This window comes from Roseomonas alba, from assembly GCF_019430885.1.
Classification (GTDB): Bacteria; Pseudomonadota; Alphaproteobacteria; order Acetobacterales; family Acetobacteraceae; genus Neoroseomonas; species Neoroseomonas alba.
The window spans coordinates 154,829-179,682 of the sequence record NZ_JAHYBZ010000006.1 but is presented as its reverse complement, the minus strand read 5'-3'; the positions used below and the strand labels follow the sequence as shown (position 1 = coordinate 179,682).

Sequence of the window (24,854 nt, the reverse complement as noted above, 5' to 3'; positions counted from 1 at the left end):
GGAAGGCACGCCATGACCACCACTCTGATCAAAGCCGCAGATCTCATCGTCGCCTGGGACTCATCGACCAAGGCGCACACCTATCTGCCCGATGCCGACATGGCCTTCACCGACGGGACGCTGACCTTCGTCGGGCGCGGCTATGAAGGCGCGGCGGATACGGTGATCGACGGAAGCGGCCTGATGGTCATGCCGGGGCTGGTGAACATCCACTCCCATCCGTCGAGCGAGCCCCTGAACAAGGGGTTCCTCGATGAGATCGGCTCGCCAGGCCTCTACAATTCCTCGCTGTACGAATACATGCCGATCTTCCGCGCCGATGCGGAAGCGGTGCCGCATTGCGTGCGGGTCGCGCTGTCGGAACTGCTGCTGTCGGGCGTGACCACGCTCGCCGATCTGTCCATGGCGCATCCGGGCTGGCTCGACCTGCTCGCCGAGGCGGGCATGCGCGTCTGCATCGCGCCGATGTTCCGCTCGGCGCGCTGGTTCACCAAGAACGGCCATGTCGTCGAATACGAATGGGACGAGAAGGCCGGCGAGAAGGCGATGGAGGAAGCTCTCCGCCTCATCGAGCGCGCCGAGCAGCATGAATGCGGGCGGTTGTTCGGCATGGTGGTGCCGGCGCAGATCGACACCTGCTCCGCCGGCCTGCTGAAGGACAGCCGCGCCGAGGCGAAGGCGCGCGGCGTGTCGTGGCAGGTGCATGCGGCGCAATCCGTCGTCGAGTTCCACGAGATCACCCGCCGCCACGGCATGACGCCGATCGGCTGGCTGGATTCGATGGGGCTGCTGGGTGAGCGCGCCATCATCGGGCACGGCATCTTCCTCGACGATCATCCGTCCACGCGCTGGCATACCGAGAACGACCTGGCGCGCCTCGCGGACACCGGCACCACCGTCGCGCATTGCCCGACCGTTTTCGTCCGCCGCGGCATCGCGATGAAGGATCTCGGCCGCTACATCCGCCGCGGTGTGAACATGGGCATCGGCACCGATACCTATCCGCACAACATGCTGGATGAGATGCGGCTGGCGGCCCATATCGCGCGCACCCAGGCCGGCAATCCGCGCACCATGACGACGACGGACCTGTTCAACGCCGCGACCATCGGAGGTGCGACGGCGCTGGGGCGGGACGACATCGGGCGGCTCGCCGTGGGGTGCAAGGCGGATTTCTCGCTGGTGGACATCGCGCATCCGATGATGCGGCCGGCCTACGACCCCGTGCGCAGCCTGATCTATTCGGCAGGCGATCGCGCGATGAAGGCGCTCTATGTGGACGGCAACAAGGTGGTGGAGGATGGCGAGGTCCTGACCATGGACTACCGCCAGGCCGCCGAGCACCTGCACGAGGCGCAGAAGCGCGTGATCGGGCGCGTGCCGCAGCAGGATTGGGTACATCGCAGCGCGGAGAAGATCGCGCCGCCGACCTTCCATTGGTCGTGATCGCGACGGGCGCTGTTTGGAGGGGCTCTGCCCCTCCAAGCCACCCCGCCAAAGGCCACAGGGCCTTTGGAAACCGTTACTCGGCGCCGGGCGCCACTGATAGGATGCATATCGTGACCCGCTCTTGTGCCCCGCGCGCGCTGCGTGGGGATGTCGCTGGCACCAGGTATCGGTTTCCAAAGGCCCTGTGGCCTTTGGTGGGGAGGGTCCGGGAGGGGCAAAGCCCTTCCCGGTTCCACCCATGACCGACGATCTCCTCCGCATCGAGGGCCTGCGCACCGTCTTCCGCACCCATGGCGGCGAGGTGACGGCCGTCGATGGCGTGGACCTATCCGTTCCGCGTGGCCGCACCCTCGGCATCGTCGGTGAATCGGGCTGTGGGAAATCGGTGCTGTCGCTGTCGGTCATGCGCCTCGTCGCGCATCCCGGCCGTGTCGCGGCGGGTCGCGTGTTGCTCGACGGACGCGACCTGCTGGGACTGTCCAGCGCCGAGATGCGCGACGTGCGCGGCAGCCAGGTTGCGATGATCTTCCAGGAGCCGATGACCAGCCTGAACCCGGTCCATACGGTCGGCTTCCAGATCACCGAGGCGATGCGCGCCCATGACGCGCGCGCCTCCAACGCCGAGTTGCGTGATCGCGCGGTCGAGGCGTTGAACCGCGTGCGTATCCCGTCCCCCGAACGCCGCTTCGACGAATATCCGCATCAGCTCTCGGGCGGCATGCGGCAGCGCGTGATGATCGCGATGGCGCTCGCCTGCCGGCCGAAGCTGCTGATCGCGGACGAGCCCACCACGGCGCTCGACGTGACGGTGCAGGCGCAGATCCTCGACCTGCTGCGCGAACTTCAGGCCGAGACGGGGATGTCCATCATCCTCATCACGCATGATCTCGGCGTCGTGGCGGAAATGGCCGATGAGGTCGCGGTGATGTATGCCGGCCGCGTCGTCGAACGCGCCGAGGCCAGGGCGATCTTCGGCGATCCGATGCATCCCTATACGCTCGGGTTGCTGGGGTCCGTGCCGCGCCTCGATGAGGAGCGCGAGACGCTGCTCGCCATCGAAGGGTCCGTTCCGCCGCCCTTCGCCCTGCCCAAGGGCTGCCGCTTCCATCCGCGCTGCCCCTTCGCGGCGGCCGAGTGCAAGACCGAACAACCGCCGCTGCGCCAGATCGCGGATGGCCACATGGCCGCCTGCCTGCGCGCCCCCGTCGAGGCCTTCGTCGCATGAGCGAGACGCTGCTCGAGGTGAAGGACCTCGCCAAGCACTACCCGGTCCGCAAGGGGCTGATCCTGGCGAAGCAGGTCGGCACGGTGCGCGCGGTGGATGGCGTGTCCTTCTCGTTGAACCGGGGGGAGACGTTGGCGCTGGTCGGTGAATCCGGCTGCGGCAAGTCCACCACGGCGCGGCTGGTGCTGCGCCTGATCGAACCCTCGGCCGGGTCCATCGGTTTCGAGGGTGTGGACGTCACCCGCATCACCGGCGCCGCGCAGCGGGCGATGCGCCGGCGCATGCAGATCGTCTTCCAGGATCCCTATGCCAGCCTCAATCCGCGCCTGACGGTCGCCGACGCGATCGCCGAGCCGATGGTGGTGCATGGCATCGGCGATGCGGCCTCCCGCCGCAAGCGGGTGGAGGAGCTGCTGTCGCTGGTCGGCCTGCGCAGCTTCCATGCGCAGCGCTATCCGCATGAGTTCTCGGGCGGGCAGCGCCAGCGCATCGGCATCGCCCGCGCGCTGTCGGTGCAGCCGGACCTGGTGGTGTGCGACGAGCCGGTCTCGGCACTCGACGTGTCGATCCAGGCGCAGGTGGTGAACCTGCTGAAGGATCTGCAGCGGCGTTTCGGCCTCGCCTATCTGTTCATCGCGCATGACCTCGCCGTGGTGAAGCACGTCGCGGACCGGGTCGCGGTGATGTATCTCGGCCAGATCGTGGAGACGGCGTCCAAGCAGGATCTGTTCGCCGCACCGAAGCATCCCTATACGCGCGCGCTGCTCTCCGCGATCCCGCATCCCGATCCGGAGCGGCGCGGCCAGGTGAAGCCGCTGGGCGGCGACCTGCCGAGCCCGCTGAATCCGCCATCCGGCTGCCGCTTCCACACGCGCTGCCCCTTCGCGCAGGATCGCTGCCGGACCGAGGTGCCGGAGTTGCGGCGTCTCGCGCCCGGCCATGAGGCGTCGTGCCACTTCGCCGAGACACTGCCCGATGCGGGGCTGAACTTCGCCGGGGGGCTTTCGGAGAATGCGGCGAAGCGGCTCGCGCTCTACGCCCGCGCCCGGGCGGCCTGATCGGGGCGGTGCGGCGTCCGGTCCTGGCGGCCGGACGTCCTGACCAGTCCGGGTAATGCCGGATCTGTCGAGTTCTGCTCAACTGCGGCTCGGAGCAGGGAGCAGCAACCATGTCGGATGTCCTCGTCGTCGGAGCAGGCCCGGTCGGCCTGACCATGGCCAGCGAGCTGGCCCGCCATGGCGTGCGGTGCCGCATCATCGACCAGGCGGCCGGGCCATCCCCGTTCTGCCGCGCTATCGGCGTCACGCCCCGCACCCTGGAGGTGTGGGAGGATATGGGCGTGGTGCGGGATATGATCGATGCCGGGCTCTGGCTGAACGGCATGCGGTCCATCATCACCGGGCATCCGCCCTACGACGTGCTGCGCGACCTGTCGGACCTGCCCTATGCGACGCTCGGCCTGCCACAATACGAGACGGAGCGCCTTCTGGCGCGCCACCTCGAGGGCCAGGGCATCGCGGTCGAGCGCGAGGTCGCGCTGGAGGCGCTGGAGCAGGATGCGGAAGGTGTCACGGTGCGCCTGTCCGGCGGCGCCGGGCCGCAGCGCTTCCGTCATGTGATCGGCTGCGACGGCGCGCACAGCACGGTGCGCCACGCGCTCGGCATAGGCTTCGAGGGCGAGGCCATGCCGATGACCTTCATGCTCGGCGATGTCCACATGGCGATGGACCTGCCCTATGGCATGGCGCTGCGCGCGGTGCGGCTGCATGAGGACGCGGCGCCCGACCTCTTTGTCGCGATTCCGCTGCCGGAGCCCGGGCGCTACCGCGTCTCGATGATCGCACCCCAGAGCCTGGCGGGAGATGGCGGCGGCGGCCATGGCATCCAGGCCGAACTGAAAGGCCCCGGCCTGGCCGAGCTTCAGGCGGTGGTGGACGATCTGGTGCCGGACCGGCCGGTGCTGTCCGACCTGCGCTGGTCCTCGATCTTCCGCATCAGCATGCGGCTGGCGGCGCGGTATCGCGCCGGGCGCGTCTTCATCGCCGGCGATGCGGCGCATATCCATCCGCCGACGGGCGGGCAGGGGATGAATACCGGCATCCAGGACGCCTATAACCTTGCTTGGAAACTGGCCTCGGTGTTGGCGGGGCGAGCGCCGGTGGCGCTGCTCGACAGCTATGAGGCCGAGCGCCGGCCGGTGGGCGCGGATGTCATCGCGCGGACGCTCGCGGCCTCGATGAATTTCGGGCGGGAGGGTGGGGCCAAGCCGGATCGGCTGGAGGACACGCAGCTTCTCGTCACCTATCGCGACAGCGCCTGGGTGCACGACGATGGAGGGCCGGAGGGGCCACGAGCCGGCGATCGCGCGCCGGATGCGGGCGGGCTGCGGCGTGAGGGCGTGGGTTCCCCCTTGCGCGTCTTCGACATGCTGCGCGGCACGGACCCGGTGCTGCTGGTGCATCAGGCGCCGGATATCGACACGCTGCCGCGCATCCCGGGGCTGCGCGTCGTGGTCATCACCGCCGATGCGCCGGCCGATCACTACGGCGTCGCGGTGCTGCAGGACGCGCAGGGCGCCTTCGCGGCCGCCTATGGTGGGGCGGGCGCGGCCTGGCTGGTGCGGCCGGATGGCTATATCGCCTGGCGCGGGCCCTCGCCCGACCATGCCGGGCTGCGAGACATCCTGCTGCGCGTCTTCGGGATGCCCCGAGCGGTTTGACAAGCGGGGGAGGCGATCCCGACACTGGCCGCAAACATCCCCGGAGGGAACACAGTGTCCAAGGCCTCGTCACTCGTCGTGCTGCGCCGCCGAGCCCTGCTGACCGCTGGGGCGGGGCTGCTCGCCGCCCCGGCCTTCGCGGCCACCTGGCCCGACCGGCCGGTCCGCATCCTGGTCGGCTTCCCGGCCGGCGGCACGACGGACATCCTGGGCCGCATCGCCGCGCAGATCCTGCAGGAGGAACTCGGCCAGCCCGTGGTGGTGGAGAACCGGCCCGGCGCCGGGTCCAACATCGCCGCGCAGGCGGTGCTGCGCAGCCCGGCCGATGGCTACACGCTGCTGCTGGGCTCGCCCGGCACCAATGCGATCAACCCGCATCTCTATGCCAATTCCGGCTATGACCCGTTGAAGGACTTCCTGCCGATCAGCCAGATCGCCGAGGTGCCGAACCTGATCGCGGCGCACCCCTCGGTCGGCGTGCGCAACGCGGCGGCGCTGATCGCACTCGCGAAGCAGCGGACGCTGTCCTACGGCGAGACCAGCATCGGCGGATCGACGCATCTCGCCGCCGAGCTGTTTCGCCTGATGGGCGGCTTCGAGGCGACGCATGTCCCCTATCGCGGCAGCGCGCCGATGATGACGGACCTGCTGCCGGGGCGGATCGATTTCGGCACGGACAACCTGCCCTCGATCCTGCCGCATGTCCGGTCCGGCGCGCTGGTCGCGATCGGCGTCACCTCGGCCGAGCGCTGGCCGTCCAGCCCCGACATCCCGGCCATCGCCGAGACCCTGCCGGGCTATGAGGTGACGGCCTGGTTCGGCCTGGTCGCGCCGCGCGGCACGCCGGCGGAGATCATCGCCAAGGCCAATGCCGCGCTGCGCGTCGGGCTTTCGAAGCCGGAGACCGCTTCGCGCATGGCCGAACTGGGCGCCCGGCCGCTGCCGGGGTCGCCCGAGGTCTATCAGGCACGCAATGAACGCGAATTCGTCCGGCTCGGCGACCTGATCCGCCGCGTCGGCATCCGCGCGGAATGAGGGAGGCAGACATGGCACGCATCGGCTTCGTCGGACTGGGCCGCATGGGGGCGCCGATGGCGCGCAACCTGGTCAAGGCCGGGCATCAGGTCGTGGTGTTCGACATCGTGCAGGCGGCGGTCGACTCCGTCGTTGCGGCGGGGGCGACGGCGGCCTTCTCCTCCGCCGCCGCGGCGCAGGATGCGGATGTCGTCATCACCATGCTGCCGGCGGGCGAGCACGTGCGCGATGCCTGGCTGGGGCAGGGGGGCCTCTCCAAGGCGGCCCGCGTCGATGCGCTGCTGATGGATTGCTCGACCATCGACGTCGCCACGGCGCGCGAGGTCGCGGCGGCGTCCGGGCGGCCCTTCCTCGACGCGCCGGTCTCGGGCGGCGTGATGGGGGCGGAGGCCGGCACGCTGACCTTCATGGTCGGCGGCGAGCCCGCGGCGGTAGAGCGCGCCAGGCCCATCCTGGAGGCCATGGGCAAGACCATCGTCCATTGCGGCGATGCCGGCGCGGGGCAGGTGGCGAAGCTGTGCAACAACATGATGCTCGCCGCGACCATGGCGGTGACATCCGAGGCCTTCGTCATGGCCGAGAAGCTCGGGCTCTCGGCGCAGGCGCTCTATGACGTCTGCTCGAAATCGACGGCGATGTCCTGGGCGTTGAACACCTATTGCCCCGTGCCGGGACCGGCGCCGGGCAGCCCGGCCAATCGCGACTATGCGCCGGGCTTCACCGCGGCGCTGATGCGCAAGGATCTCGGCCTGGCGCAGCAGGCGGCGAAGGACGCCGGGGTGGCGACGCCGGTCGGCGCGCTCGCGCTTTCGCTGTATGACCGCTTCGTGGATGGCGGCGGTGGGGCCAAGGACTTCTCGGCGCTCATCACCATGATCCGTGAGGGGAAGAGTTCATGACGACGAGTTTCGTTTCGCCGCGCCTGCTGATGATCGGCGGCGGCGCGGTCGGAAAGGTGGCCGAGGTGCTGGGACAGTTCGGCCTGTCGAAGCCGCTGGTGGTGACGGATCCCTGGATGGTGTCCTCCGACACGGTCGAGAAGGCGCTCGCCCCGTTGCGGGCGGGCGGCATGAACCCCGGCGTGTTCAGCGACACGGTGCCCGACCCGACCGATACCGTCATCGAGGCTGGCGTGGCGGCGATGAAGGCGGGCGATTATGACTGCCTGGTCGGCTTCGGCGGCGGCAGCCCGATGGATACGGCGAAGGCGATGGCGATCCTCGGCGCCGCGCCGGCGGGTGCCAAGATGCGCGACTTCAAGGTGCCGGCGCAGGCGAACCGCGGCGCCCTGCCGGTCATCTGCATCCCGACCACCGCGGGCACGGGCAGTGAGGCGACGCGCTTCACCGTCATCACCGACACCGAGCGCGACGAGAAGATGCTCATCGCTGGCCTTGGCGCGCTGCCGCTCGCGGCCGTGGTGGATTACGAGCTGACCTTCTCGGTGCCGCCGCGCACCACGGCGGATACCGGCATCGACAGCCTGACCCATGCGCTGGAAGCCTTCGTGTCCAAGCGCGCGAATGACGAGGCCGACGAATACGCGTTGCGCGCCATGCGCCTGATCGCGCCGAACCTGCGCACCGTCTATCGCGAGCCGTCCAACGCTATCGCCCGCGCGGCGATGATGAAGGGCGCGACGCTGGCGGGCATCGCCTTCAGCAATTCCTCGGTCGCGCTGGTGCATGGCATGTCGCGCCCGATCGGGGCGCATTTCCATGTGCCGCACGGGTTGTCCAACGCGATGCTGCTGCCGGCGGTGACGGAATACAGCCTGAACGCCGCGCTGCCGCGCTATGCCGAGGCCGCGCGGGCGATGGGTGTCGCGACCTCCTCCGAGGGCGACCAGTCGGCCGGGGCGAAGCTGTTGCAGGAACTGCGCGACCTGAACCGCGACCTCGCCGTGCCGACGCCCGGCGCCTTCGGCATCGATGCGGCGAAGTGGGACGGGCTGCTGACGACCATGGCGGACCAGGCGCTGGCCTCGGGCAGCCCGGCGAACAACCCGGCCGTGCCGGGCGCCGAGGAGATCGTCGCGCTGTACCGGCGCGCCTGGGCGGGCTGATGCGGTCGGGCCGGTTCCTGGGGGCTGTCGCGGCCCTGTGGCTGCTGCTCGCAACCCTGGGGCCGGCGCGCGCCGCGCTGCTGCCGGAGCTCGATACGTCGAGCCCGGCCGCGACCTATGCGAGCTTCCTCGCCGAAACCCATCGGATCGAGGCCATCTACGCGGCCTATCGCGCAGCCCCGTCGCTCAGGACCGAGCTTGCCGTGGTCAATGCGCTGCTCCGGCTCGGCACTGCGGTCTTCGACCTCGATACCTTCGCGCCCGATCATCGCTGGAAGGATGCCGCGCGGTCGGTCAGCCTGCTGCGGGACATCCTGAGCCGGATCCCTCTCGTTCCCGCCGCGGCCTTCCCCTCGGTCAACGCTTCCGATCCTCCGCAGCACTGGACCATTCCGGGCACCGAGATCCGCATGGTGCGCATCGCGACCGGGCCGCGGGCCGGCGACTATGTCTTCTCGGCGGAAACCGTTGCGCGCCTGCCTGAATTCTACGACATGGTCCGGTATGACCCGGTGCTGCACAACGCCGGCGTCGCGAGCTGGGTCGAGACGCAGCAGCGTTTCATCGGGCCGCTGCTGCTCTGGTTGCCGGTGAACGAGTTTCCGGCGTGGCTGCATCGCCCGGTGCTCGACACGCCACTGTGGAAGCTTCTGTTCGTCCTCGCCTTCATGGTGCTCGCGGCCTGGGTCTTCGTGATCTGGCATCGATGGGTGTTGCGCGCCTCGGCGGCGACGCATGGGCTGCGGCGGCACGCGCTGCGCCTGACCGGCCCGATACTGCTCGCGACGCTGACTTTTGCCGGGCATTTCGTCGCCTCCCTGCAACTCGCGCTGCCGAGCCCGATCGGGGATTGGGAGACGACGCTTGCCACGATCCTATTCTATCTCGCGGGCGCTTGGGCGGCCTGGATCGCCTGGTGGCTGCTCGCCGAGGCGATGATCGCCTCGCCGATTTTCCCCGACGACCTGTACGACGCCAACCTGTTGCGGCTGTTGGCGCGTGTCGGCTCGCTCGTCTCGGCGGCGACGCTGATCGTCTACGGTGCGAACGACATCGGCGTGCCGGCGCTCGGTCTGCTGGCCGGGGTCAGCGTCGGCGGCATCGCCCTCGCGCTCGCCGCGCAATCGACGGTGGAGAACCTCTTTGGCGGCGTGTCCATCTTCGCCGACCGTCCCTTCCGCCTCGGCGATTTCATCCGCTACGGCACCGATAGCGGCACGGTCGAGGCGATCGGCCCGCGGTCGAGCCGCATTCGCGGGTTGGACGGCACGCTGACCTCGGTGCCGAATGCCGAGCTCGCCAAGATGCGCCTGACCAACTTCACGGCGCGCGACAAGACCCTGTTCCAGCACAAGGTCGGCGTGCGCTACGAGACCTCGCGCGAGCAGCTCCAGGCGCTGCTCGAACGGCTGCGGGAGCGGGTGGTCGCGCATCCCGACGTCGAGAAGACCGCGACCCTGCCGCGTATCCGTCTGGTCGGGCTGGGCGCGTCCTCGGTCGACATCGAGATCTTCGCCAAGGTGCTGGTCGTCGATTTCGCGAGCTTCCTGCGGGTGCAGGAGGAGCTGATCCTAGAGATCATGCGCACGGTGGAGGAATGCGGCACGGCCTTCGCCTTCCCCTCGACCACGGCCTATTTCGCGCGCGATCCGGGGTTGGATGCGGCGGTGGGGCGCGGGGCGGCGGAGGATGGGGCGCTGCCTCCGATCCGGGGCGGGTGACGTGGCAGGGGCTTTGTCCCTCCGATCTTCTTCAGCGGAAGCGGCCACGTCGTCAGGAAGGCCCTTCGGCGCTTGGCGGTTCGGGGAAGGGCGGAACCTTTCCCGTTCCACCCCGCAGGCCCATACCGCGAGCGGCGCAAGGCCCCTCCGCCCGCCGCCTCACACCGGGCGTTCGCCCTTTACCGTCACCCGGTTCCCGTACCGTGTCGCGGGCCAGTAGTCCCACATCGCGCGGTGCTGGGCGCAGCGATTGTCCCAGAAGGCCACCGAGTTCTCCCGCCAGCGGAAGCGACACTGGAACAGCGGGTTGGCCATGTGCTCGTAGAGATAGGCGAGCACGCCCGTGCTCTCGTCGACGGGGATGTCCAGGATGCGCCGGGTGAAGCCCTTGTTCACGAACAGCGCCTTCTTCCCGGTCACCGGGTGGGTGCGCACGACCGGGTGGATCGCGCGCGGATAGACGGGTTTGTCCTGCACGCCGAAATTCGCATAGGTGCCGCGGTAGTTCTCTTCCCCGTCATGCACGGCGGTGAGGCCTTCGAGATACGCCTTCATGCGGTCCGACAGCGCGTCATAGGCGGCGTACATGTTGGCGAACAGCGTATCGCCGCCGACCGGCGGGCATTGCTTGATGTAGAGGATGCTGCCCATCGGCGGCTCCTCGTCGCAGGACACGTCTGAATGCCAGCCCTCGCCATTGGCGCGCGGGCTGTTGCGGTCGGCCTTGATGACCATCAGGCCGGCATGGCCGCCTTCGGTGGGTGCCGCGGGATGGATGTGCAACTCGCCGAAGCGGCTGCCGAAGGCGAGGTGCTGCTCGGGCGTCAGGTGCTGGTCGCGGAAGAAGATGACCAGGTTCTCGGCGAGCGCGCGATGGATCTCGGCCATCTGCGCCTCGGATGGGTTGCCGATGTCGACCCCGCCGATCTCGGCGCCGATGATGGGCGTGACCTTGTCGACCGTGATCGTGGCGTAGGGCTCGGCCTCGGTCGAGGCATGCTTGATGCGCGGGCCGGTCCAGCGCGGGTTCGGGATCTGGTTCATGGTGGTTCCTCCTATTCGATGCGGATGCCGGCCTGCCGGATGATCCGGCCCCAGGCGGCGATCTCGCTGATGGTGAAGGCCTGGAAGTCGTCGGGGCCCATGGGCGGCATCTGCGATCCGCCCATGGACAGGATGCGGGCGCGCACCTCCGGCAGGGCATGGGCCTCGGTCATGTCGGCATGGATGCGGGCGACGATTTCGCGCGGCGTATTCTTGGGCGCGTAGATGCCGGACCAGGTGGTGAAGCGGTATTCGGGCAGGCCGGCCTCGGCGCTGGACGGCACCTCCGGCACCGCCCAGTGACGCTCGCTGTCGCTGAGGGCGACGGCGGCGATCTCCCCGCGATCGACCAGCGGCTTGGCGCCGACCACATCCACCGCCATGAAGGCGATGCGGCCATTCACGAGGTCCGAGAAGCCCGCCTGGTTGCCGCGGTAGCCGACATGGACAACGTCTGCGCCGATGATCTGGCGATAGAGTTCGGCGGCAAGGCGCGATGGCACCGACCCCGCGCCGAAGCTGAAGTCGCCGGGCCGCGCCGTCAGCGCCCCCGTCAGCGCGGCCAGGCTTTCCGCGTTCAGCTTGCGCGTCGCCATCACCACGAAAGGCGAGGCGCCGTAGCGTGCTACCGCATCGAATTCGGCGACCGCATCATAGGGCGGCCGCTCATAGAGGCTCGGATTGGCCGCATGCGTCATGGCCGACGTCGCGAGCAGCGTCAGCCCGTCCGGCCGCGCCCGCGCCACCATCTGGCAGGCGAGCACGCCGTTGCCGCCACCGCGATTGTCGACGATGACCGGCTTGCCCCACATGCGGGCAAGCTGGTCGGCATAGACCCGCGTGGTCAGGTCGACCGTGGAGCCGGCGGGAAGGGAGGTCACGATCGTCACCCGGTCGACCGGCCAGGCCTCGGCTCTGGCGCGCGCGGCGAGGGCGGGTGCGGCCAGCGCGCCGGTCAGCCCCGCCAGGATCCGCCGGCGCCCCAGGGCATCAGGACGCAAGCACCGCGCCGTTCCGACGGCTTCCTGCTCCATGTCTCGCTTCCTCCGCTTGCCGTGTCAGTCCGGCCGGGCATCGCCCTTCGACACAGGGCAGCGCAGGCGGAGGCGCAGGTCCATTTCATTATTCTTGCCAATTGATAAAATTGGCTCATGAGTCGAAACGTGACACTGCGTCAGCTCCGGGCCTTCCTCGCCGTGGCGCGCGAGCGCAGCTTCACCCGCGCCGCCGCGCAGCTCCATGTCACGCAGAGCGCGCTGACCGTCAGCATCAAGGCCCTGGAAGCCGAACTCGGGCTCCGGTTGCTCGACCGCAGCACGCGCTCCGTCACGCCGACGCTTCATGGGGAACGCTTCGTCCTCCTCGCTGCCCGCATGCTGGAGGAGATGGAACAGGCGCTCGACGACCTCGAGGCCCATGCGCGGCGGGAGAGGGGGCTCGTGGTGATCGCCGCCACCGCCTCCCTCGTCAGCCATGCCCTGGCGCCCGCCCTGGGGCTGCTAAGCCGGCGGCATCCGGGCATCTCGGTCCGCATCCTGGAGGAGAACACCGGCGGTGCGACCCGCCGCCTGCTCGCCGGCGAGGCGGATATCGCCCTGACGACGCTGCCGGCGCCCGATGCCGCGATGGAGGCGATCCCGCTGCTGCGGGACTGCTTCGGTGTCGTCTGCCCGCCGGGACACCGTCTGCTGGCGACGCGGGGGCCGGTCGCATGGTCGGAGCTGTCGGGGGAGATGCTGCTCAGCCTCGGCAGTGAGAGCGGCATCCGCACCCTGCTGGAGCAGCACGCCCTTGCGCGACCGGGCCTGCCACGGGCGCGCTATGAGGTTTCGAGCGTCAGCGGCCTGCGCAGTCTGATCCGCGAGGGGGTCGGCATCGCGGCGGTGCCGGCGCTGGCCGCGCTGCCGATGCGAGAGGAAGGGATCGGCTTTCGGCCGCTGGCGCCGGCGATGTTCCGCACTGTCTATCTGGCGCGGCGGCAGGGGCGATCACCGACGCCCGCGACGGTGGCGCTGATCGGGTTGCTGATCGAGCAGGTGCGGCAACTCGGCGGGGCGCTGATCGAGCCCATGGCGTCCGCGGAGGAGCTGCGGGAGCTGGGCTTCGCGTAGAGCATCGTCCGAGTGAATGGCACCAGACCGCAACCCCATCCAGGGTCCTGTCGCTGGGTGGCCGGATGGCGGTGCGGGCTGGTGCCGATCTGGGGCGACCGACATTTGCCTTGGAGATGCAGGGACAGGGCCATGGCCACTATCCCCGCATCAGTCGCGGTTCAGGCCGTCGGAAGCGACTGGCGCTCCACGTCGGGCTTGCGGCGCTTCGCCCCGTCAGCCGGCGGTGGCTCGTCCGATCGCCGCAGCGTGTTGCGTCCGGTGAACAGCACGATCGGCGCCGCGATGAAAGTCGAGGACGACGTCCCGATCACGATGCCGGCCACCATCAGCCAGGCGAAGCCCGACAGCGTATCGCCCCCGAACAGCGCGAGCGGCAAGGCTGAGAGCAGCAGCGTCATCGAGGTGCCGAGCGTCCGGTTCATCGTCTCGTTGATCGAGAGATCGACCAACTGTTCCAGCGGCATTGTCTTGTACTTGCGCAAATTCTCGCGCATGCGGTCGAACACCACGACCTTGTCGTTGGCGTTGAAGCCAATGATGGTCAGGATCGCCGCGACGGTGGTCAGGTTGAACTCGATGCCCGTCACGACCATCACGCCGACGACCTTGGTGGTGTCGAGCATCAGCGTCGCGACGCCGGCTACGGCGAACTGCCATTCGAAGCGGAACCAGATATAGGCGAGCATCGCCGCGAAGGAGAGCGCGAGGGCGATCATGCCGCCCAGGAACAGCTCATCCGAGACGCGGTTGCCGACCGCTTCCACGCGCAGGATGCGGGTGCCGGGGGCGACCTGCTCCAACGCGCCGCGCACGGCGTTGACGGCATTCTGCACGGCGTTCTCGTCGCCCTGCGCGGGCAGGCGGATGGCGAAGGTCGAGGCATCGCCGAACTGCAGGAGGGTGGCATCGCCAAGGCTGAGCCCATCGACCGCGCGGCGCAGCGTGGTGATGTCGCCGGCCTCCGGCGTGCGCACCTCCATCTCGATGCCGCCCTTGAAGTCGATGCCCTTCTCGAGGCCGGGATGGAAGGCGAGGATCACCGAGGCGGTGGACAGGATGGCCGAGGTCAGCAGGCCGATCCGCGCCCCGCGCATGAAGTGGATGCGGGTGACGTCCGGGAAGATGCGGAACAGCGGCCGCCGCAGGCGCTCGGCCAGGGACAGGCCTGGGCGCTGGATCACCGGCAGGTCTTTCGGCCGGGTCCGGCGATACCACCAGGACACCATGAGGCGCGTGAGCACCGTCGCGGTCCACATCTGCACCACGGTGCCGATGGCGACCGTGACCGCGAAGCCCTTCACGGGGCCGGACCCGAAGCCATAGAGGAAGGCCATCGCGATCAGGTTCGTGAGGTTCGAATCCATGATCGTGCCGGAGGCCTTGGTGTAACCGGCCTCCAGCGCATTGATCGGTGTTCGTCCGAGTTTCGTCTCTTCCCGGATGCGCTCATTGATCAGGATATTGGCGTCGAGCGCGGTACCGAGGGTCAGCACGATGCCGGCGATGCCGGGCAGCGTCAGCGTCGCGCCGAGCAGGGTCAGCCCCGTGATCATCAGCACGATGTTGAAGATCAGCGCGAGATTGGCGAACCAGCCGAACAACCCATAGGCGAGGCCCATATAGAGGAACACGAAGACCGTGCCGGCCGCGAGCGAGAGGATGCCGGCGCGGATGGCATCGGCGCCGAGTTCGGGCCCGACGGTGCGTTCCTCGACCACGGTCAGCGGCGCCGGCAAGGCGCCGGCGCGCAGCAGCACCGCAAGGTCATTGGCTGAGCGGGCCGTGAAGGAGCCGCTGATCTGCCCCTGGCCGCCGGTGATGGGCTCGCGGATGACCGGGGCGGTGATGACCTTGCCGTCCAGCACCACGGCGAAGGGACGGCCGACATTCTCCCGCGTGATCTGGGCGAAGCGGCGGGTGCCGGTCGAATCGAACTGGAAATTCACCACCCATTCGCCGGTGCGGCTGTCCTGGCCGGCGCGGGCATTGGTCAGGTTGGCGCCGTCCACCTCGACGCGGCGGCGCACGGCATAGCGTTCGCCCTCGCGCTCGCCGGGCAGGAAGACCACGCCGGGGGGTGGCGTTGCGCCCAGCGCCGGGCTGTCATCGACCAAATGGAAGGTCATGCGGGCGGTCTGGCCCAGCAATTCCTTGATCCGGTTGGGGTCTTCGACGCCGGGCAGGGTGACGAGGATGCGGGACTGGCCCTGGCGGGCGATCAGGGCCTCGGCGACGCCGGTCTCGTCGATACGGCGGCGGACGATCTCGATGGACTGTTCCACCGCGCCGGTTGCCTTGGCGCGCAGGCCGGCTTCGGTCAGCGTCGCCCAGATCTGGCCGTCGGGATTGCTGGTGACCTCGATGTCCGGCACTTCCTGGCCGGTCGACACCGTGACAGGGTTCGACAGTTCCCGCAGCGCGGCGACGGCGGCCGGGATCTGCGCCGTGTCCAGCACGCGCAAGCCCATGCGGCGGTTCGCCGCGTCGGCCGTGAGGTTGACATAGCGGACATTGGCCGTACGCAGCCGCGTGCGGGCGCCGTCCACCATGCTGTCCAGCCGTTCCCGCACCACCGTGTTCAGGTCGACCTCGAGCAGCAGATAGGAACCCCCGCGCAGGTCGAGCCCGAGGCTCACCCGTTGGTCGGGGAACCAGCTCGGCAGGGCGGAGCGCGGCACGAGGTTGATCGCGGCGACGAGCGTGCCGAGGAGGCAGACCAACAGGATCGCGATGGTTTTCCAGCGCGCGAAATGCAGCATGGACGGCAGAAACCCCAGTATGAAGGCGGGCGGACAATGGCGATGGGGGGCAGGGGATGCAACCCCGGCTGCGCCATGGCGGAAAAGGCGGGGCTTCGTCGCGCCTCGGGCCTGATTCTGCAAGGTTTTATCGAACGGCCCGCTGCGCGCGCCGCGGCACGGGGCATGGACCGGTCCTGCTGCGGCGCCCCTGGCGCTTGGCGCGGGGCATCCCACCTCCGGATGGCCGGGCCTGACCGGCATCGAGGAGGCCGCGTCATGCCCACCCTGTCCCGCCGTATCGCCGCGCTCGGCCTTGTTGCGCTGCCGGCCGCAACGGCCCTGGCCCAGGGCGCAGGCCCTGTCCGCATCCGCGGCAGCATCGTGGGACTGGAGGGCGACGTGCTTGGCGTCGTTACCCGGTCGGGGGACCGGCTGGCCGTGACCCTGGCCGAGGGCGCGGCCGTCAGCGCCCTGCGCCGCGTCGCGCTGGCCGACATTACGCCCGGCACGGCGCTCGGCGTCGTCGCGGAACCCGGCCCGGACGGCACGCTGCGGGCGACTGCCATCACCGTCCTGCCGCCCGGCGCGCGGATCACCGAATTGCAGGTGCCCTGGGATACCGGGGAGAACGCCTCGATGAACAACGGTCCGGTCGAGGCGGCGGTGGACAGCGCGTCCGGGCGCGATCTGACGCTGAGCATTCTCGGCCGTCGGGTCGTCGTGCGCGTGGCCGCCGACACGCCGCTGCTGATGCCGATACCGGCCTCGCGCGCGGACCTCGTCGCCGGTGCCACGGTCTTCATCAACGGGACCCGTGGCGCGGATGGCCGCATCGCCACCAGCCGCGTGATCGTCAGCAAGGATGGGGTGGCGCCGGTGATCTGACCGCCCGGGCCTCCTGCGCGCGGCCCGGCGGTGCTAAAGGGCCGGCATGAATGCCAGTGACACACGACTCGCCCTTGCCATCCTGGGCGTTGGTCATTTCGGCCGCTTCCATGCGCTGAAGGCCGCCGCCAATTCGCGGGTGAGGCTGGTCGGCCTCGCCGACGCCGATGCCGCGCGCGCGGGGACCGTCGCGGCGGAGGTCGGCGTGGCCGCCCTGGCGCCGGAGTCCGCCATCGCCGCGGCCGATGCGGTCATCATCGCGGCACCCACCCGCTTCCACCATGGGCTGGCGATGGCCGCACTGGCCGCCGGCAAGCATGTTTTCATCGAGAAGCCGATCGCCGCGACGCTGGACGAGGCCGATGCGCTTATTGCCGCCGCGCGAGGCCAGGTGCTGCAGGTCGGGCATATCGAACGCTTCTCGGCCGCCTTCCGTGCCGTGGTGGGGGCCGAGACCGGCGGACGCGCCCTGTCATGGGATGCGGTGCGCGCCGCGCCGTTCCGGCCGCGCAGCCTCGATGTCTCGGTCGTGCTGGATTTGATGATCCACGATATCGACCTGGTCCTGGAACTGGCCGGCGCGGAGCCTGAGGCGGTCGAGGCAGTCGGCTCCGCCGTGGCCTCGGACCGGCCCGATTTCGCCGTGGCGCGGCTGCGTTTCGCCGGCGGCCGCGCGGCGGTGATCACGGCGTCGCGCGTGTCGCTGGCGATGGAACGGCGCCTGCGCGTGCTCGGCACGGAAGGCGAGATGAGCGTGAACTTCCTCGACCGCTCGCTCGCCGTGCTGCGCCGCGGCGGGGCGGAGGCGGTGGCGACCATGCCGGGTTCCGGCATCGACCGCTTCACCTGGACGGACCATGACAGCCTGGAAGCCGAGCAGGCGGCCTTTGTCGCCGCCTGTCTGGACGGCGCGCCGGTTGTGGTGGACGGTGCCGCCGGACGGCGGGCGTTGAAGGTGGCGCTCGCGGTGGAGGCCGCGATCGGCGGCGCATAGCGTTTGGATGGTTGCGTGTTTGGGCCGCCCGGGGCCATGGCCCCGGCGGTCGTCATGCTCGAAGGGGAAGCGTTCAGAATGGACAAGCCACGCATCGCCATTGTCGGCGCCGGTGCGGTCGGGGGGTATGCGGGGTCCTACATGGTCCAGGCGGGCCACGACGTGACCTTCATCGACCCCTGGCCCGAGCATGTGGAGGCGATGCGCTCCCGGGGCCTGACCATCCAGCACCTCAAGGACGTGCCGGAATTCACCGTGCCGGTGAAGGCGATCCACCTGACGGAGCTGCAGTCCTTCGCCAAGCAGAAGCCGGTCGATATCGCCTTCGTCTGCATGAAGTCCTACGATACCGCCTGGGCGACGACGATGATCGCGCAGTATCTGTCGCCGGGCGGCTATGTCGTCTCCCTGCAGAACTGCATCAACGAGGAGACGATCGCCGGCATCGTCGGCTGGGGCCGGGTGCTCGGCGCGATCGCGTCGCTGATCACGGTGGAACTCTCGGCGCCGGGGCTGATCAAGCGCGCCGCGGGCAAGTCGGGCACCAAGCACACCGTCTATCGCGTGGGCGAGCCGCATGGGCGGGTCTCGCCGCGGGCGGAGTACATCACCTCGCTGGTCGCGCTGTCGGATTCCGCGCTGACCACGACGAACCTCTGGGGCGAGCGCTGGTCGAAGCTCGTCGCCAACGTGATGGGCAACGGCATCGCGGCGGCGACCGGCATGGTGGCAAAGGATGCGACGGCGGATGATGCAATCCGCGCCTTCGCCGCGCGGTTGGGGTCGGAGGCGATCCGCGTCGGCCAGGCGCTGGGCTACGACCTCGAGGAAATCCTGCATCTCGACGCCGAGATCATCGCCAGGGCGGGCGAGGGCGATGCGGAAGCGCGCAAGGCCTATGACACCCAGCGCCTCGCCGACACGCAGGGCGCGGGCGGCGGCGCACATCGCGCCTCGATGGGCCAGGACATGATGAAGGGCCGTCGCACCGAGATCGAGTTCCTCAACGGCTTCGTCGTCGAGAAGGGCAAGGGCGTTGGCATCGACGCGCCCGCCAATGCCGCGCTGACCGAGATCGTGAAGCGCGTGGAACGCGGCGAGGCGCAACCCTCGCCCGACCTGGTCCGCGGGCTGCGGTTGAACTGACCGATCGGTCGGGGCGCCCTTGCCAGCGCCCCGATCCCGCGCGAGGCTTCCCTTCAAGAACTGCAAAGGGAAGGAAAGTCATGCGCAATCCGATGGATCTCTCGGGCCGGACCGTCATCGTGACCGGGGCCGGGCAGGGGATCGGCAAAGCCATCTCCGAGCTCGTGCTCGACCTTGGCGGCAACCTGGTCATGGTCGAGCGCAACCCCCAGACGCTGAAGGAAACGGCTGAGGCACTGGCCGGCGAGCGGACGCTGCCCGTACAGGGCGATGTGTCCGACGAGGCCTTTTGCGCAAAGGTGGTGGATGATGCGGCCGCGAAGTTCGGCGCCGTGCACGGCCTGGTGAACAACGCCGGCATCACGCGTCCGGCGATGATCGAGAAAATGACCCTGCCGCAATGGCAGGCGGTGATCGACGTCAACCTGACCGGCGTGCACCTGATGCAGCAGGCGGTGGGCCGCCACCTGATCGCGCGCTTCAAGGCCGGCGAGCCCAATCCGGGCGCGATCGTCAACATCTCCTCGACCGCGGGCAAGCGCGGGTCGATCGGCCAGGTGAACTACTCGGCGGCCAAGGCGGGTGTCTTCGGCATCACCATGACGGGTGCCGCCGAATGGGCGCGCTATGGCGTGCGTGTGAACAGCGTGGGCTTCGGTACGGTGGAGACACCGATGACCGAGACGATCCGCTCCGACCGCTTCCGCGACCGGACGCTGGCGCGCATCCCGCTCGGGCGCATCGCGACGCCGGCCGAGGTGGCGCCGCTGATCTGCTTCCTGCTGTCCGACGGTGCCTCCTTCATCACCGGCCAGAACTGGCTGGAGGATGGCGGCAGCGTCATGCACGTCTGAGGGCGCGTGCAGGCCGGCGCCGGGTGCGGAACCGCGCCGCCCGGCGCCCGTGCGGAAAGGGCCCGGCCACCGGCCGGGCGGCGGCGGTCAGGCCGCCTGGCTGCGCAGGATAGCCACCGCCTGGCGGAACGCCTCGGCCATGCGTTCCCCGGGCATCGCGCCCGAGAAGAGCAGGTGCCGGTCCATCAGGAAGGACGGCACGCCGTTGATCCCCGCCCGTGCCAGGCCGAGTGATTCCGCCATCACCTCCTGTCGCGCCGCCTCGCCGGCGGCGAAGGCCGAGAGCACTGGCTCCGGCAGGCCCGTCTCGGTGCCGAGACGCACCAGCACCGCGGGATCGCCGATATCCTCGCCCTCCTGGAAATAGGCCCGGAACAGGCGCTCGACGAGCGCATGCTGCAGGCCGGTCGGGTGGGACAGGCGGATCAGGCGATGTGCCTCGACCGTGTTCGGCGTGCGTGCCATCAGGTCATGGCGGAACATCAACCCTGCGGCGCGGCCGGCCTCCGCCACCTGGGCATCGAGTTCCGCCCCGCGCTCCACCGATCCGAATTTCTGCGCGCGGTAGCTCGCGCGCTCGACGCCGCCCGCCGGCATGTCCGGATTGAGCTGATAGGGGAGCCAGCCGAGTTCGAAGGTCATGCCCTCCTCGGCGAGGATGGCGAGGGCGCGGTCGAGATGCGTCTTGCCGATCCAGCACCAGGGGCAGATGGCGTCCGAGACGATCTCAAGCCGGCCGGCGGGGGCAGGGGTGTCGGACATGGCGGGTGCCTTTCGGGTTGGCGTTCAACCGAGGATGGGTGTCGCCGGGCCCGACCGCAAGGCGCCGCTTCCCCCCTTGGCGCGGCCCGGCCTTGCCCGCATGGTCCGCCGCCATGACCAGCATCACCTTTCCCGCCGCCCATCCCGCCCCCTGGCCCGAGGCCGCGCCCGCCGCGCTCGGCTTCGATGCCGCGAAGCTCGACGAGGCGGTCGCCTTCGCCGAATCGCATGAGACGCCCTGGCCCTATGACCTCGCCGGCCACATCGGCCGCGGCGCCTTCGAACCGCCGCCGAACAATGAAGTGCTGGGGCCGCTCTGGCCGCGCGGCGCGCCGGGCGGGCTCGTCACGCGCCATGGCGTGCTGGTGGCCCGCTGGGGCGATACGCGGGAGGTCAGCCAGACCTTCTCCGTCGCGAAATCCTACCTGTCCCTGCTGACCGGCATCGCGGTCGCGGACGGCCTGATCCCCGACATCGACCGCCCCGTGCGTGAGATCGTCGACGACGGCGGCTTCGACGGCCCGCAGAACGCGCCGATCAGCTGGCGGCACCTGCTGACCAACACCTCGGAATGGGAAGGCACGCTGTTCGGCAAGGCGGATGCGATCGACCGCGGCCGCAACCTTGGCGTCGAAGGGCAGGGGAAGAAGGGCGAACGGGTACTGGAGCCCGCCGGCACCTATTGGGAATACAACGACGTGCGGGTGAACCGCCTGTCGCTGTCCCTGCTGCGCGTCTTCCAGAAGCCGCTGCCGGAGGTGTTCCGCGAGCGCATCCTCGGCCCGATCGGCGGGTCTTCCGATTGGCGCTGGGACGGGTATCGGACCTCCTGGGTCACGCTCGCCGATGGACGGCGCGTGCAGTCGGTGCCGGGCGGGACGCATTGGGGCGGGGGCATCTCCATCCATGCCGAGGACCAGGCGCGGGTCGGGCTGCTCGCCCTGGCACGCGGGCTGTGGGACGGACGGATGGTGCTGCCGGGCGCCTGGTTCGGCATGTCCATCGAAGCCTGCGCGCTGAACCCACATTACGGCTTCCTGTGGTGGCTGAACACGGACGGGAAGCGGTATCCTTCCGCCGCGCGGGATGCCTTCTTCGCCACTGGGGCGGGCGGCAACCTGACCTGGGTCGATCCGTCGAGCGGCATCGTCGCGGTGCTGCGTTGGACCAATCCGGCGGCGATGGACGGCTTCATCGGGCGGGTGCGGGCGGCGCTCGGCTGATACCAGTGGGGGTGGAATTGGAGGGGCTCTGCCTCTCCAAACCTCCCCGCCATCGGGGTCCCATTGACGTTGCTGCGCACCGCCAATGGGTGCCCCTGGGGCTTGGAGCCCCTGGACCGCAGTCTGTTGGCGCGGGGCGCGACAGTCAGGCTAGGCCCGCCAAGCGCGTGCCGCGCGCCAGAGTGGGTTTCGGCATCCATCCTGCCAGTGGCGCCCAGCGCAAGGTTGAGGTTTGCAAAGGCCTTTCGGCCTTTGCCGGGGTGGGTCCGGGGGGCAAAGCCCCTCTCGGTTTCACAGCGTAAACAAGGGAACGTCGCGCACCGCGCCCTGCGGAACGTCGTTGCCTGATCCCTGGGCAAGTTGCTTCAATTGCTGGCTGTGGCTGGGCGACCACGGGCGCATGCCAACGCGGTGCGCGGTGCCATGACCATGGCATGCGACTTGCCTCCTCCCGCAGCGGTTGCAGTTGGGCCGCGAGCGGATTTCGGATCGAGGTGTGGATGGCCAAAGCGGCGGATATCGAACTCGTTGCCCTGACCAAGCGCTACGGCACCGTGACCGCGGTGGACGGCATCGCGCTGCGCATCCCCGCCGGAACCTATTGCTGCCTGCTGGGGCCTTCGGGCTGCGGCAAGACCTCGACCCTGCGCATGATCGCGGGGCACGAGATCGCGAGCGAGGGCGACGTGCTGCTCGGCGCCGAGAACATCACCGAATTGCCGCCAGCCAAGCGCGGCACGGCGATGATGTTCCAGTCCTATGCGCTGTTCCCGCATCTCTCCTGCCTCGACAATGTCGCCTTCAGTCTGAAGATGCGCGGCGTCTCGAAGGCCGAGCGGCGCATGCGCGCCGCCGCGATGCTCGAACGCGTGGAGATGACCGCCTATGCCGACCGGCTGCCGGCGCAGCTTTCGGGCGGCCAGCAGCAGCGCGTCGCCCTGGCGCGGGCACTGATCACCGATCCGGCCGTGCTGCTGCTGGATGAGCCGCTGTCCGCGCTCGATCCCTTCCTGCGCGTCCGCATGCGGGAGGAGCTGAAGGATCTCCAGACGCGGCTCGGGATCAGCTTCGTGCATGTGACGCACAGCCAGGATGAGGCGATGGCCCTCGCCGACCTGGTGGTGGTGATGAACAAGGGCCGCATCGAACAGGCGGCGACGGCGCGCGAGGTCTTCAACCACCCCGCCACGACCTTCGTCGCGCGCTTCATCGGCGGGCACAACGTGATCGCGCTTGCCGCCGGCGGCGGCAGGCTCGGCAATGGCGTGGCGATGCCGGCGCTGCCCGGCGCGGCGCGGCATGTCGCGGTGCGCGCCGACAAGATGATCGTCGCGAAGCCCGGCGCCGCCCTGCCGCTGAACGGCACGGTGCGGTCGGTCGAGTATCTCGGCGCGACGGTGGCGGTGGGGCTGGCGGTGGACGGGCTCGATCCGCTTTCCGCCGTGCTGCCGGAAGCCGCCTTCTTCGCCGATCCGGTGCATCCCGGCGATGGCGTCGCCCTCGGCTGGAAGGCCGAGGACATGCACGCCATCACCTGACATCCCAACGCTGCCATTGAACGAAAGGGAGACTGCCATGGTCGAGACGACGAAGAAGGGCATCGCGCGGCGCAAGTTGCTCGCCGCCGCGGCCGGTGGCGCCATCGGGTCCGGGGCCGTGACCGGCTTCCCGACGATCTGGGCGCAGAACATCCGCAATGTCGTGCTGCGCCAGTTCGGCACCGGCGTGTCGAACCAGAACGCGATCGCCGAGAAGTGCAAGGAAGACCTCGGCATCACGCTGCAGATGACCGCGCTCGATTCCGACGCGGTGGTGCAGCGTTCGGTGACGCAGCCGAACAGCTACGATATCGCTGATATCGAATACTGGATGGTGAAGAAGGTCTTCCCGGCGAATGTGCTGCAGCCGATGGACACGTCCAAGATCCGACTGTTCGACAAGATCGTGCCGATCTTCACCACGGGCAAGCTGACGCCGACCTCGACCATCGCGCAGGGCACCGCGCCCAGCACGGTCGGCTTCGTCGAGGGGCCGACCAGCACGCGCTTCGCGTCCTCGCCGACCCAGTGGTTCACCATGATCCCGACCATCTACAATGCCGATACGCTCGGCATCCGGCCGGACCTGGTGGGGCGGCCGATCAAGAACTGGAAGGACATCATGGACCCCGCCTTCCGGGGCAAGACGGCGATCCTGAACATCCCGTCCATCGGCATCATGGACGCCGCGATGATCTGCGAGAGCGCCGGCGTCATCCGCTACGGCGACAAGGGCAACATGACCCGTGCGGAGATCGACAAGACCATCGACTACCTGATCGCCGCGAAGCGCGCCGGCCAGTTCCGCGCCTTCTGGAAGACCTTCGACGAGAGCGTGAACCTGATGGCCTCGGGCGAGGTCGTCATCCAGTCCATGTGGTCGCCGGCGGTGACCGCGGTGCGCTCGCGCGGCATCGCCTGCACCTACCAGCCGCTGGAAGAGGGCTATCGCGCCTGGGGCGGTGGGCTCGCGCTGGCGAAGCATCTCCGCGGCATCCAGCTCGACGCGGCGTATGAGTATATCAACTGGTACCTGTCCGGCTGGGTCGGCGCCTATCTGAACCGCCAGGGCTACTACTCGGCGGTGCTGGAGACGGCGCGCGAGCACATGACCGCGGACGAATGGGGCTTCTGGATGGAAGGCAAGCCGGCCCAGGGCGACATCAAGAACCCGCAGGGCCAGGTGATGGAACGCGCGGGCGCGGTGCGCGACGGCGGGTCCTTCTACGACCGCATGGGTGCGGTGGCCTGCTGGAACGCGGTGATGGATGAGGACCGCTACATGGTCCAGAAGTGGAACCAGTTCATCGCGAGCTGATTTGTGCCCTCAAACGACGGG

At 69.3% G+C, this 24,854-nt stretch carries 20 protein-coding genes; 16 read left to right on the top strand and 4 right to left on the bottom strand.

Going from position 1 to position 24,854, the window contains the following annotated elements:
- Positions 1-12: 12 nt before the first annotated feature.
- The 8 genes from KPL78_RS17690 to KPL78_RS17655 all read left to right on the top strand — a co-directional run bounded on the left by KPL78_RS17690 (position 13) and on the right by KPL78_RS17655 (position 10,214).
- On the top strand, positions 13-1,446 hold the full coding sequence (locus KPL78_RS17690) for an amidohydrolase family protein (protein WP_219764309.1): 1,434 nt from the start codon (positions 13-15) through the stop codon (positions 1,444-1,446).
- A 241-nt stretch (positions 1,447-1,687) separates the two neighbouring features.
- Positions 1,688-2,674 (top strand): ABC transporter ATP-binding protein, encoded by a 987-nt coding sequence (locus KPL78_RS17685; protein WP_219764308.1) that lies wholly within the window; start codon positions 1,688-1,690, stop codon positions 2,672-2,674.
- Complete coding sequence (locus KPL78_RS17680; RefSeq protein ID WP_219764307.1) at positions 2,671-3,732, top strand: ABC transporter ATP-binding protein; 1,062 nt, start codon at positions 2,671-2,673, stop codon at positions 3,730-3,732. The genes KPL78_RS17685 and KPL78_RS17680 overlap by 4 nt, the downstream gene beginning before the upstream one ends.
- A gap of 110 nt (positions 3,733-3,842) precedes the next feature.
- Positions 3,843-5,393, top strand: coding sequence for an FAD-dependent monooxygenase (locus tag KPL78_RS17675; RefSeq protein WP_219764306.1), 1,551 nt, complete (start codon positions 3,843-3,845; stop codon positions 5,391-5,393).
- A 54-nt stretch (positions 5,394-5,447) separates the two neighbouring features.
- The gene (locus KPL78_RS17670) at positions 5,448-6,428 is read left to right on the top strand and encodes a Bug family tripartite tricarboxylate transporter substrate binding protein (protein WP_219764305.1); all 981 of its coding nucleotides are present in this window, start codon (positions 5,448-5,450) and stop codon (positions 6,426-6,428) included.
- Between the two features lie 11 nt (positions 6,429-6,439).
- The gene (mmsB, locus tag KPL78_RS17665) at positions 6,440-7,327 is read left to right on the top strand and encodes a 3-hydroxyisobutyrate dehydrogenase (RefSeq protein ID WP_219764304.1); all 888 of its coding nucleotides are present in this window, start codon (positions 6,440-6,442) and stop codon (positions 7,325-7,327) included.
- Positions 7,324-8,493 (top strand): iron-containing alcohol dehydrogenase, encoded by a 1,170-nt coding sequence (locus KPL78_RS17660; RefSeq protein ID WP_219764303.1) that lies wholly within the window; start codon positions 7,324-7,326, stop codon positions 8,491-8,493. Before mmsB ends, KPL78_RS17660 begins: the two co-directional genes overlap by 4 nt.
- Entirely contained in the window at positions 8,493-10,214 is a 1,722-nt protein-coding gene (locus KPL78_RS17655; RefSeq protein WP_219764302.1) for a mechanosensitive ion channel family protein, read from the top strand. The genes KPL78_RS17660 and KPL78_RS17655 overlap by 1 nt, the downstream gene beginning before the upstream one ends.
- A 159-nt stretch (positions 10,215-10,373) precedes the next feature.
- On the opposite strand, the gene KPL78_RS17650 is transcribed toward KPL78_RS17655, so the two are convergent.
- Together KPL78_RS17650 and KPL78_RS17645 are read right to left on the bottom strand one after the other, a co-directional pair.
- Positions 10,374-11,258: a TauD/TfdA dioxygenase family protein gene (locus KPL78_RS17650; RefSeq protein ID WP_219764301.1), complete on the bottom strand. Its 885-nt coding sequence runs from the start codon at positions 11,256-11,258 to the stop codon at positions 10,374-10,376.
- An 11-nt stretch (positions 11,259-11,269) separates the two neighbouring features.
- The gene (locus KPL78_RS17645; RefSeq protein ID WP_219764300.1) at positions 11,270-12,292 is read right to left on the bottom strand and encodes a Bug family tripartite tricarboxylate transporter substrate binding protein; all 1,023 of its coding nucleotides are present in this window, start codon (positions 12,290-12,292) and stop codon (positions 11,270-11,272) included.
- 129 nt (positions 12,293-12,421) lie between these two features.
- On the opposite strand from KPL78_RS17645, the gene KPL78_RS17640 reads away from it, so the two are divergent.
- Positions 12,422-13,369, top strand: a complete 948-nt coding sequence (locus KPL78_RS17640) for a LysR family transcriptional regulator (protein WP_219764299.1) — start codon at positions 12,422-12,424, stop codon at positions 13,367-13,369.
- A 161-nt stretch (positions 13,370-13,530) separates the two neighbouring features.
- Here KPL78_RS17640 and secD read toward each other — a convergent pair whose 3' ends face one another.
- Positions 13,531-16,131: a protein translocase subunit SecD gene (gene secD / locus KPL78_RS17635; protein WP_219764298.1), complete on the bottom strand. Its 2,601-nt coding sequence runs from the start codon at positions 16,129-16,131 to the stop codon at positions 13,531-13,533.
- Positions 16,132-16,389: 258 nt separating this feature from the next.
- Between secD and KPL78_RS17630 the strand changes: the two genes are divergently transcribed.
- The 4 genes from KPL78_RS17630 (at position 16,390) to KPL78_RS17615 (ending at position 19,992) form a co-directional block, all read left to right on the top strand.
- A complete protein-coding gene (locus KPL78_RS17630; protein WP_219764297.1) occupies positions 16,390-16,998 on the top strand; it encodes a hypothetical protein in 609 nt (202 codons plus the stop codon).
- A gap of 46 nt (positions 16,999-17,044) precedes the next feature.
- Complete coding sequence (locus KPL78_RS17625) at positions 17,045-17,992, top strand: Gfo/Idh/MocA family protein (protein WP_219764296.1); 948 nt, start codon at positions 17,045-17,047, stop codon at positions 17,990-17,992.
- A 78-nt stretch (positions 17,993-18,070) separates the two neighbouring features.
- Positions 18,071-19,138, top strand: a complete 1,068-nt coding sequence (locus KPL78_RS17620; protein WP_219764295.1) for a ketopantoate reductase family protein — start codon at positions 18,071-18,073, stop codon at positions 19,136-19,138.
- A gap of 80 nt (positions 19,139-19,218) precedes the next feature.
- A complete protein-coding gene (locus KPL78_RS17615) occupies positions 19,219-19,992 on the top strand; it encodes an SDR family NAD(P)-dependent oxidoreductase (RefSeq protein WP_219764294.1) in 774 nt (257 codons plus the stop codon).
- Positions 19,993-20,079: 87 nt separating this feature from the next.
- Here KPL78_RS17615 and KPL78_RS17610 read toward each other — a convergent pair whose 3' ends face one another.
- Positions 20,080-20,754: a DsbA family oxidoreductase gene (locus tag KPL78_RS17610; protein ID WP_219764293.1), complete on the bottom strand. Its 675-nt coding sequence runs from the start codon at positions 20,752-20,754 to the stop codon at positions 20,080-20,082.
- 113 nt (positions 20,755-20,867) lie between these two features.
- On the opposite strand from KPL78_RS17610, the gene KPL78_RS17605 reads away from it, so the two are divergent.
- The 3 genes from KPL78_RS17605 (at position 20,868) to KPL78_RS17595 (ending at position 24,833) form a co-directional block, all read left to right on the top strand.
- Positions 20,868-21,977, top strand: coding sequence for a serine hydrolase domain-containing protein (locus KPL78_RS17605; RefSeq protein WP_219764292.1), 1,110 nt, complete (start codon positions 20,868-20,870; stop codon positions 21,975-21,977).
- Between the two features lie 500 nt (positions 21,978-22,477).
- Positions 22,478-23,515 carry an ABC transporter ATP-binding protein gene (locus KPL78_RS17600; protein WP_219764291.1) on the top strand — a complete coding sequence of 346 codons (1,038 nt, stop codon included), beginning with the start codon at positions 22,478-22,480 and terminating at the stop codon, positions 23,513-23,515.
- A 37-nt stretch (positions 23,516-23,552) separates the two neighbouring features.
- Positions 23,553-24,833, top strand: a complete 1,281-nt coding sequence (locus KPL78_RS17595) for an ABC transporter substrate-binding protein (RefSeq protein WP_219764290.1) — start codon at positions 23,553-23,555, stop codon at positions 24,831-24,833.
- Positions 24,834-24,854 lie beyond the last annotated feature (21 nt).

Excerpts from the sequence above, each read along its gene's own strand:
- KPL78_RS17690 (WP_219764309.1), top strand. The coding sequence starts at position 13 with ATGACCACCACTCTGATCAAAGCCGCAGATCTCATCGTCGCCTGGGAC.
- KPL78_RS17685 (WP_219764308.1), top strand. The coding sequence starts at position 1,688 with ATGACCGACGATCTCCTCCGCATCGAGGGCCTGCGCACCGTCTTCCGC.
- KPL78_RS17680 (WP_219764307.1), top strand. The coding sequence starts at position 2,671 with ATGAGCGAGACGCTGCTCGAGGTGAAGGACCTCGCCAAGCACTACCCG.
- KPL78_RS17675 (WP_219764306.1), top strand. The coding sequence starts at position 3,843 with ATGTCGGATGTCCTCGTCGTCGGAGCAGGCCCGGTCGGCCTGACCATG.
- mmsB (WP_219764304.1), top strand. The coding sequence starts at position 6,440 with ATGGCACGCATCGGCTTCGTCGGACTGGGCCGCATGGGGGCGCCGATG.
- KPL78_RS17660 (WP_219764303.1), top strand. The coding sequence starts at position 7,324 with ATGACGACGAGTTTCGTTTCGCCGCGCCTGCTGATGATCGGCGGCGGC.
- KPL78_RS17655 (WP_219764302.1), top strand. The coding sequence starts at position 8,493 with ATGCGGTCGGGCCGGTTCCTGGGGGCTGTCGCGGCCCTGTGGCTGCTG.
- KPL78_RS17650 (WP_219764301.1), bottom strand. The coding sequence starts at position 11,258 with ATGAACCAGATCCCGAACCCGCGCTGGACCGGCCCGCGCATCAAGCAT.
- KPL78_RS17645 (WP_219764300.1), bottom strand. The coding sequence starts at position 12,292 with ATGGAGCAGGAAGCCGTCGGAACGGCGCGGTGCTTGCGTCCTGATGCC.
- secD (WP_219764298.1), bottom strand. The coding sequence starts at position 16,131 with ATGCTGCATTTCGCGCGCTGGAAAACCATCGCGATCCTGTTGGTCTGC.
- KPL78_RS17630 (WP_219764297.1), top strand. The coding sequence starts at position 16,390 with ATGCCCACCCTGTCCCGCCGTATCGCCGCGCTCGGCCTTGTTGCGCTG.
- KPL78_RS17625 (WP_219764296.1), top strand. The coding sequence starts at position 17,045 with ATGAATGCCAGTGACACACGACTCGCCCTTGCCATCCTGGGCGTTGGT.
- KPL78_RS17620 (WP_219764295.1), top strand. The coding sequence starts at position 18,071 with ATGGACAAGCCACGCATCGCCATTGTCGGCGCCGGTGCGGTCGGGGGG.
- KPL78_RS17615 (WP_219764294.1), top strand. The coding sequence starts at position 19,219 with ATGCGCAATCCGATGGATCTCTCGGGCCGGACCGTCATCGTGACCGGG.
- KPL78_RS17610 (WP_219764293.1), bottom strand. The coding sequence starts at position 20,754 with ATGTCCGACACCCCTGCCCCCGCCGGCCGGCTTGAGATCGTCTCGGAC.
- KPL78_RS17605 (WP_219764292.1), top strand. The coding sequence starts at position 20,868 with ATGACCAGCATCACCTTTCCCGCCGCCCATCCCGCCCCCTGGCCCGAG.
- KPL78_RS17600 (WP_219764291.1), top strand. The coding sequence starts at position 22,478 with ATGGCCAAAGCGGCGGATATCGAACTCGTTGCCCTGACCAAGCGCTAC.
- KPL78_RS17595 (WP_219764290.1), top strand. The coding sequence starts at position 23,553 with ATGGTCGAGACGACGAAGAAGGGCATCGCGCGGCGCAAGTTGCTCGCC.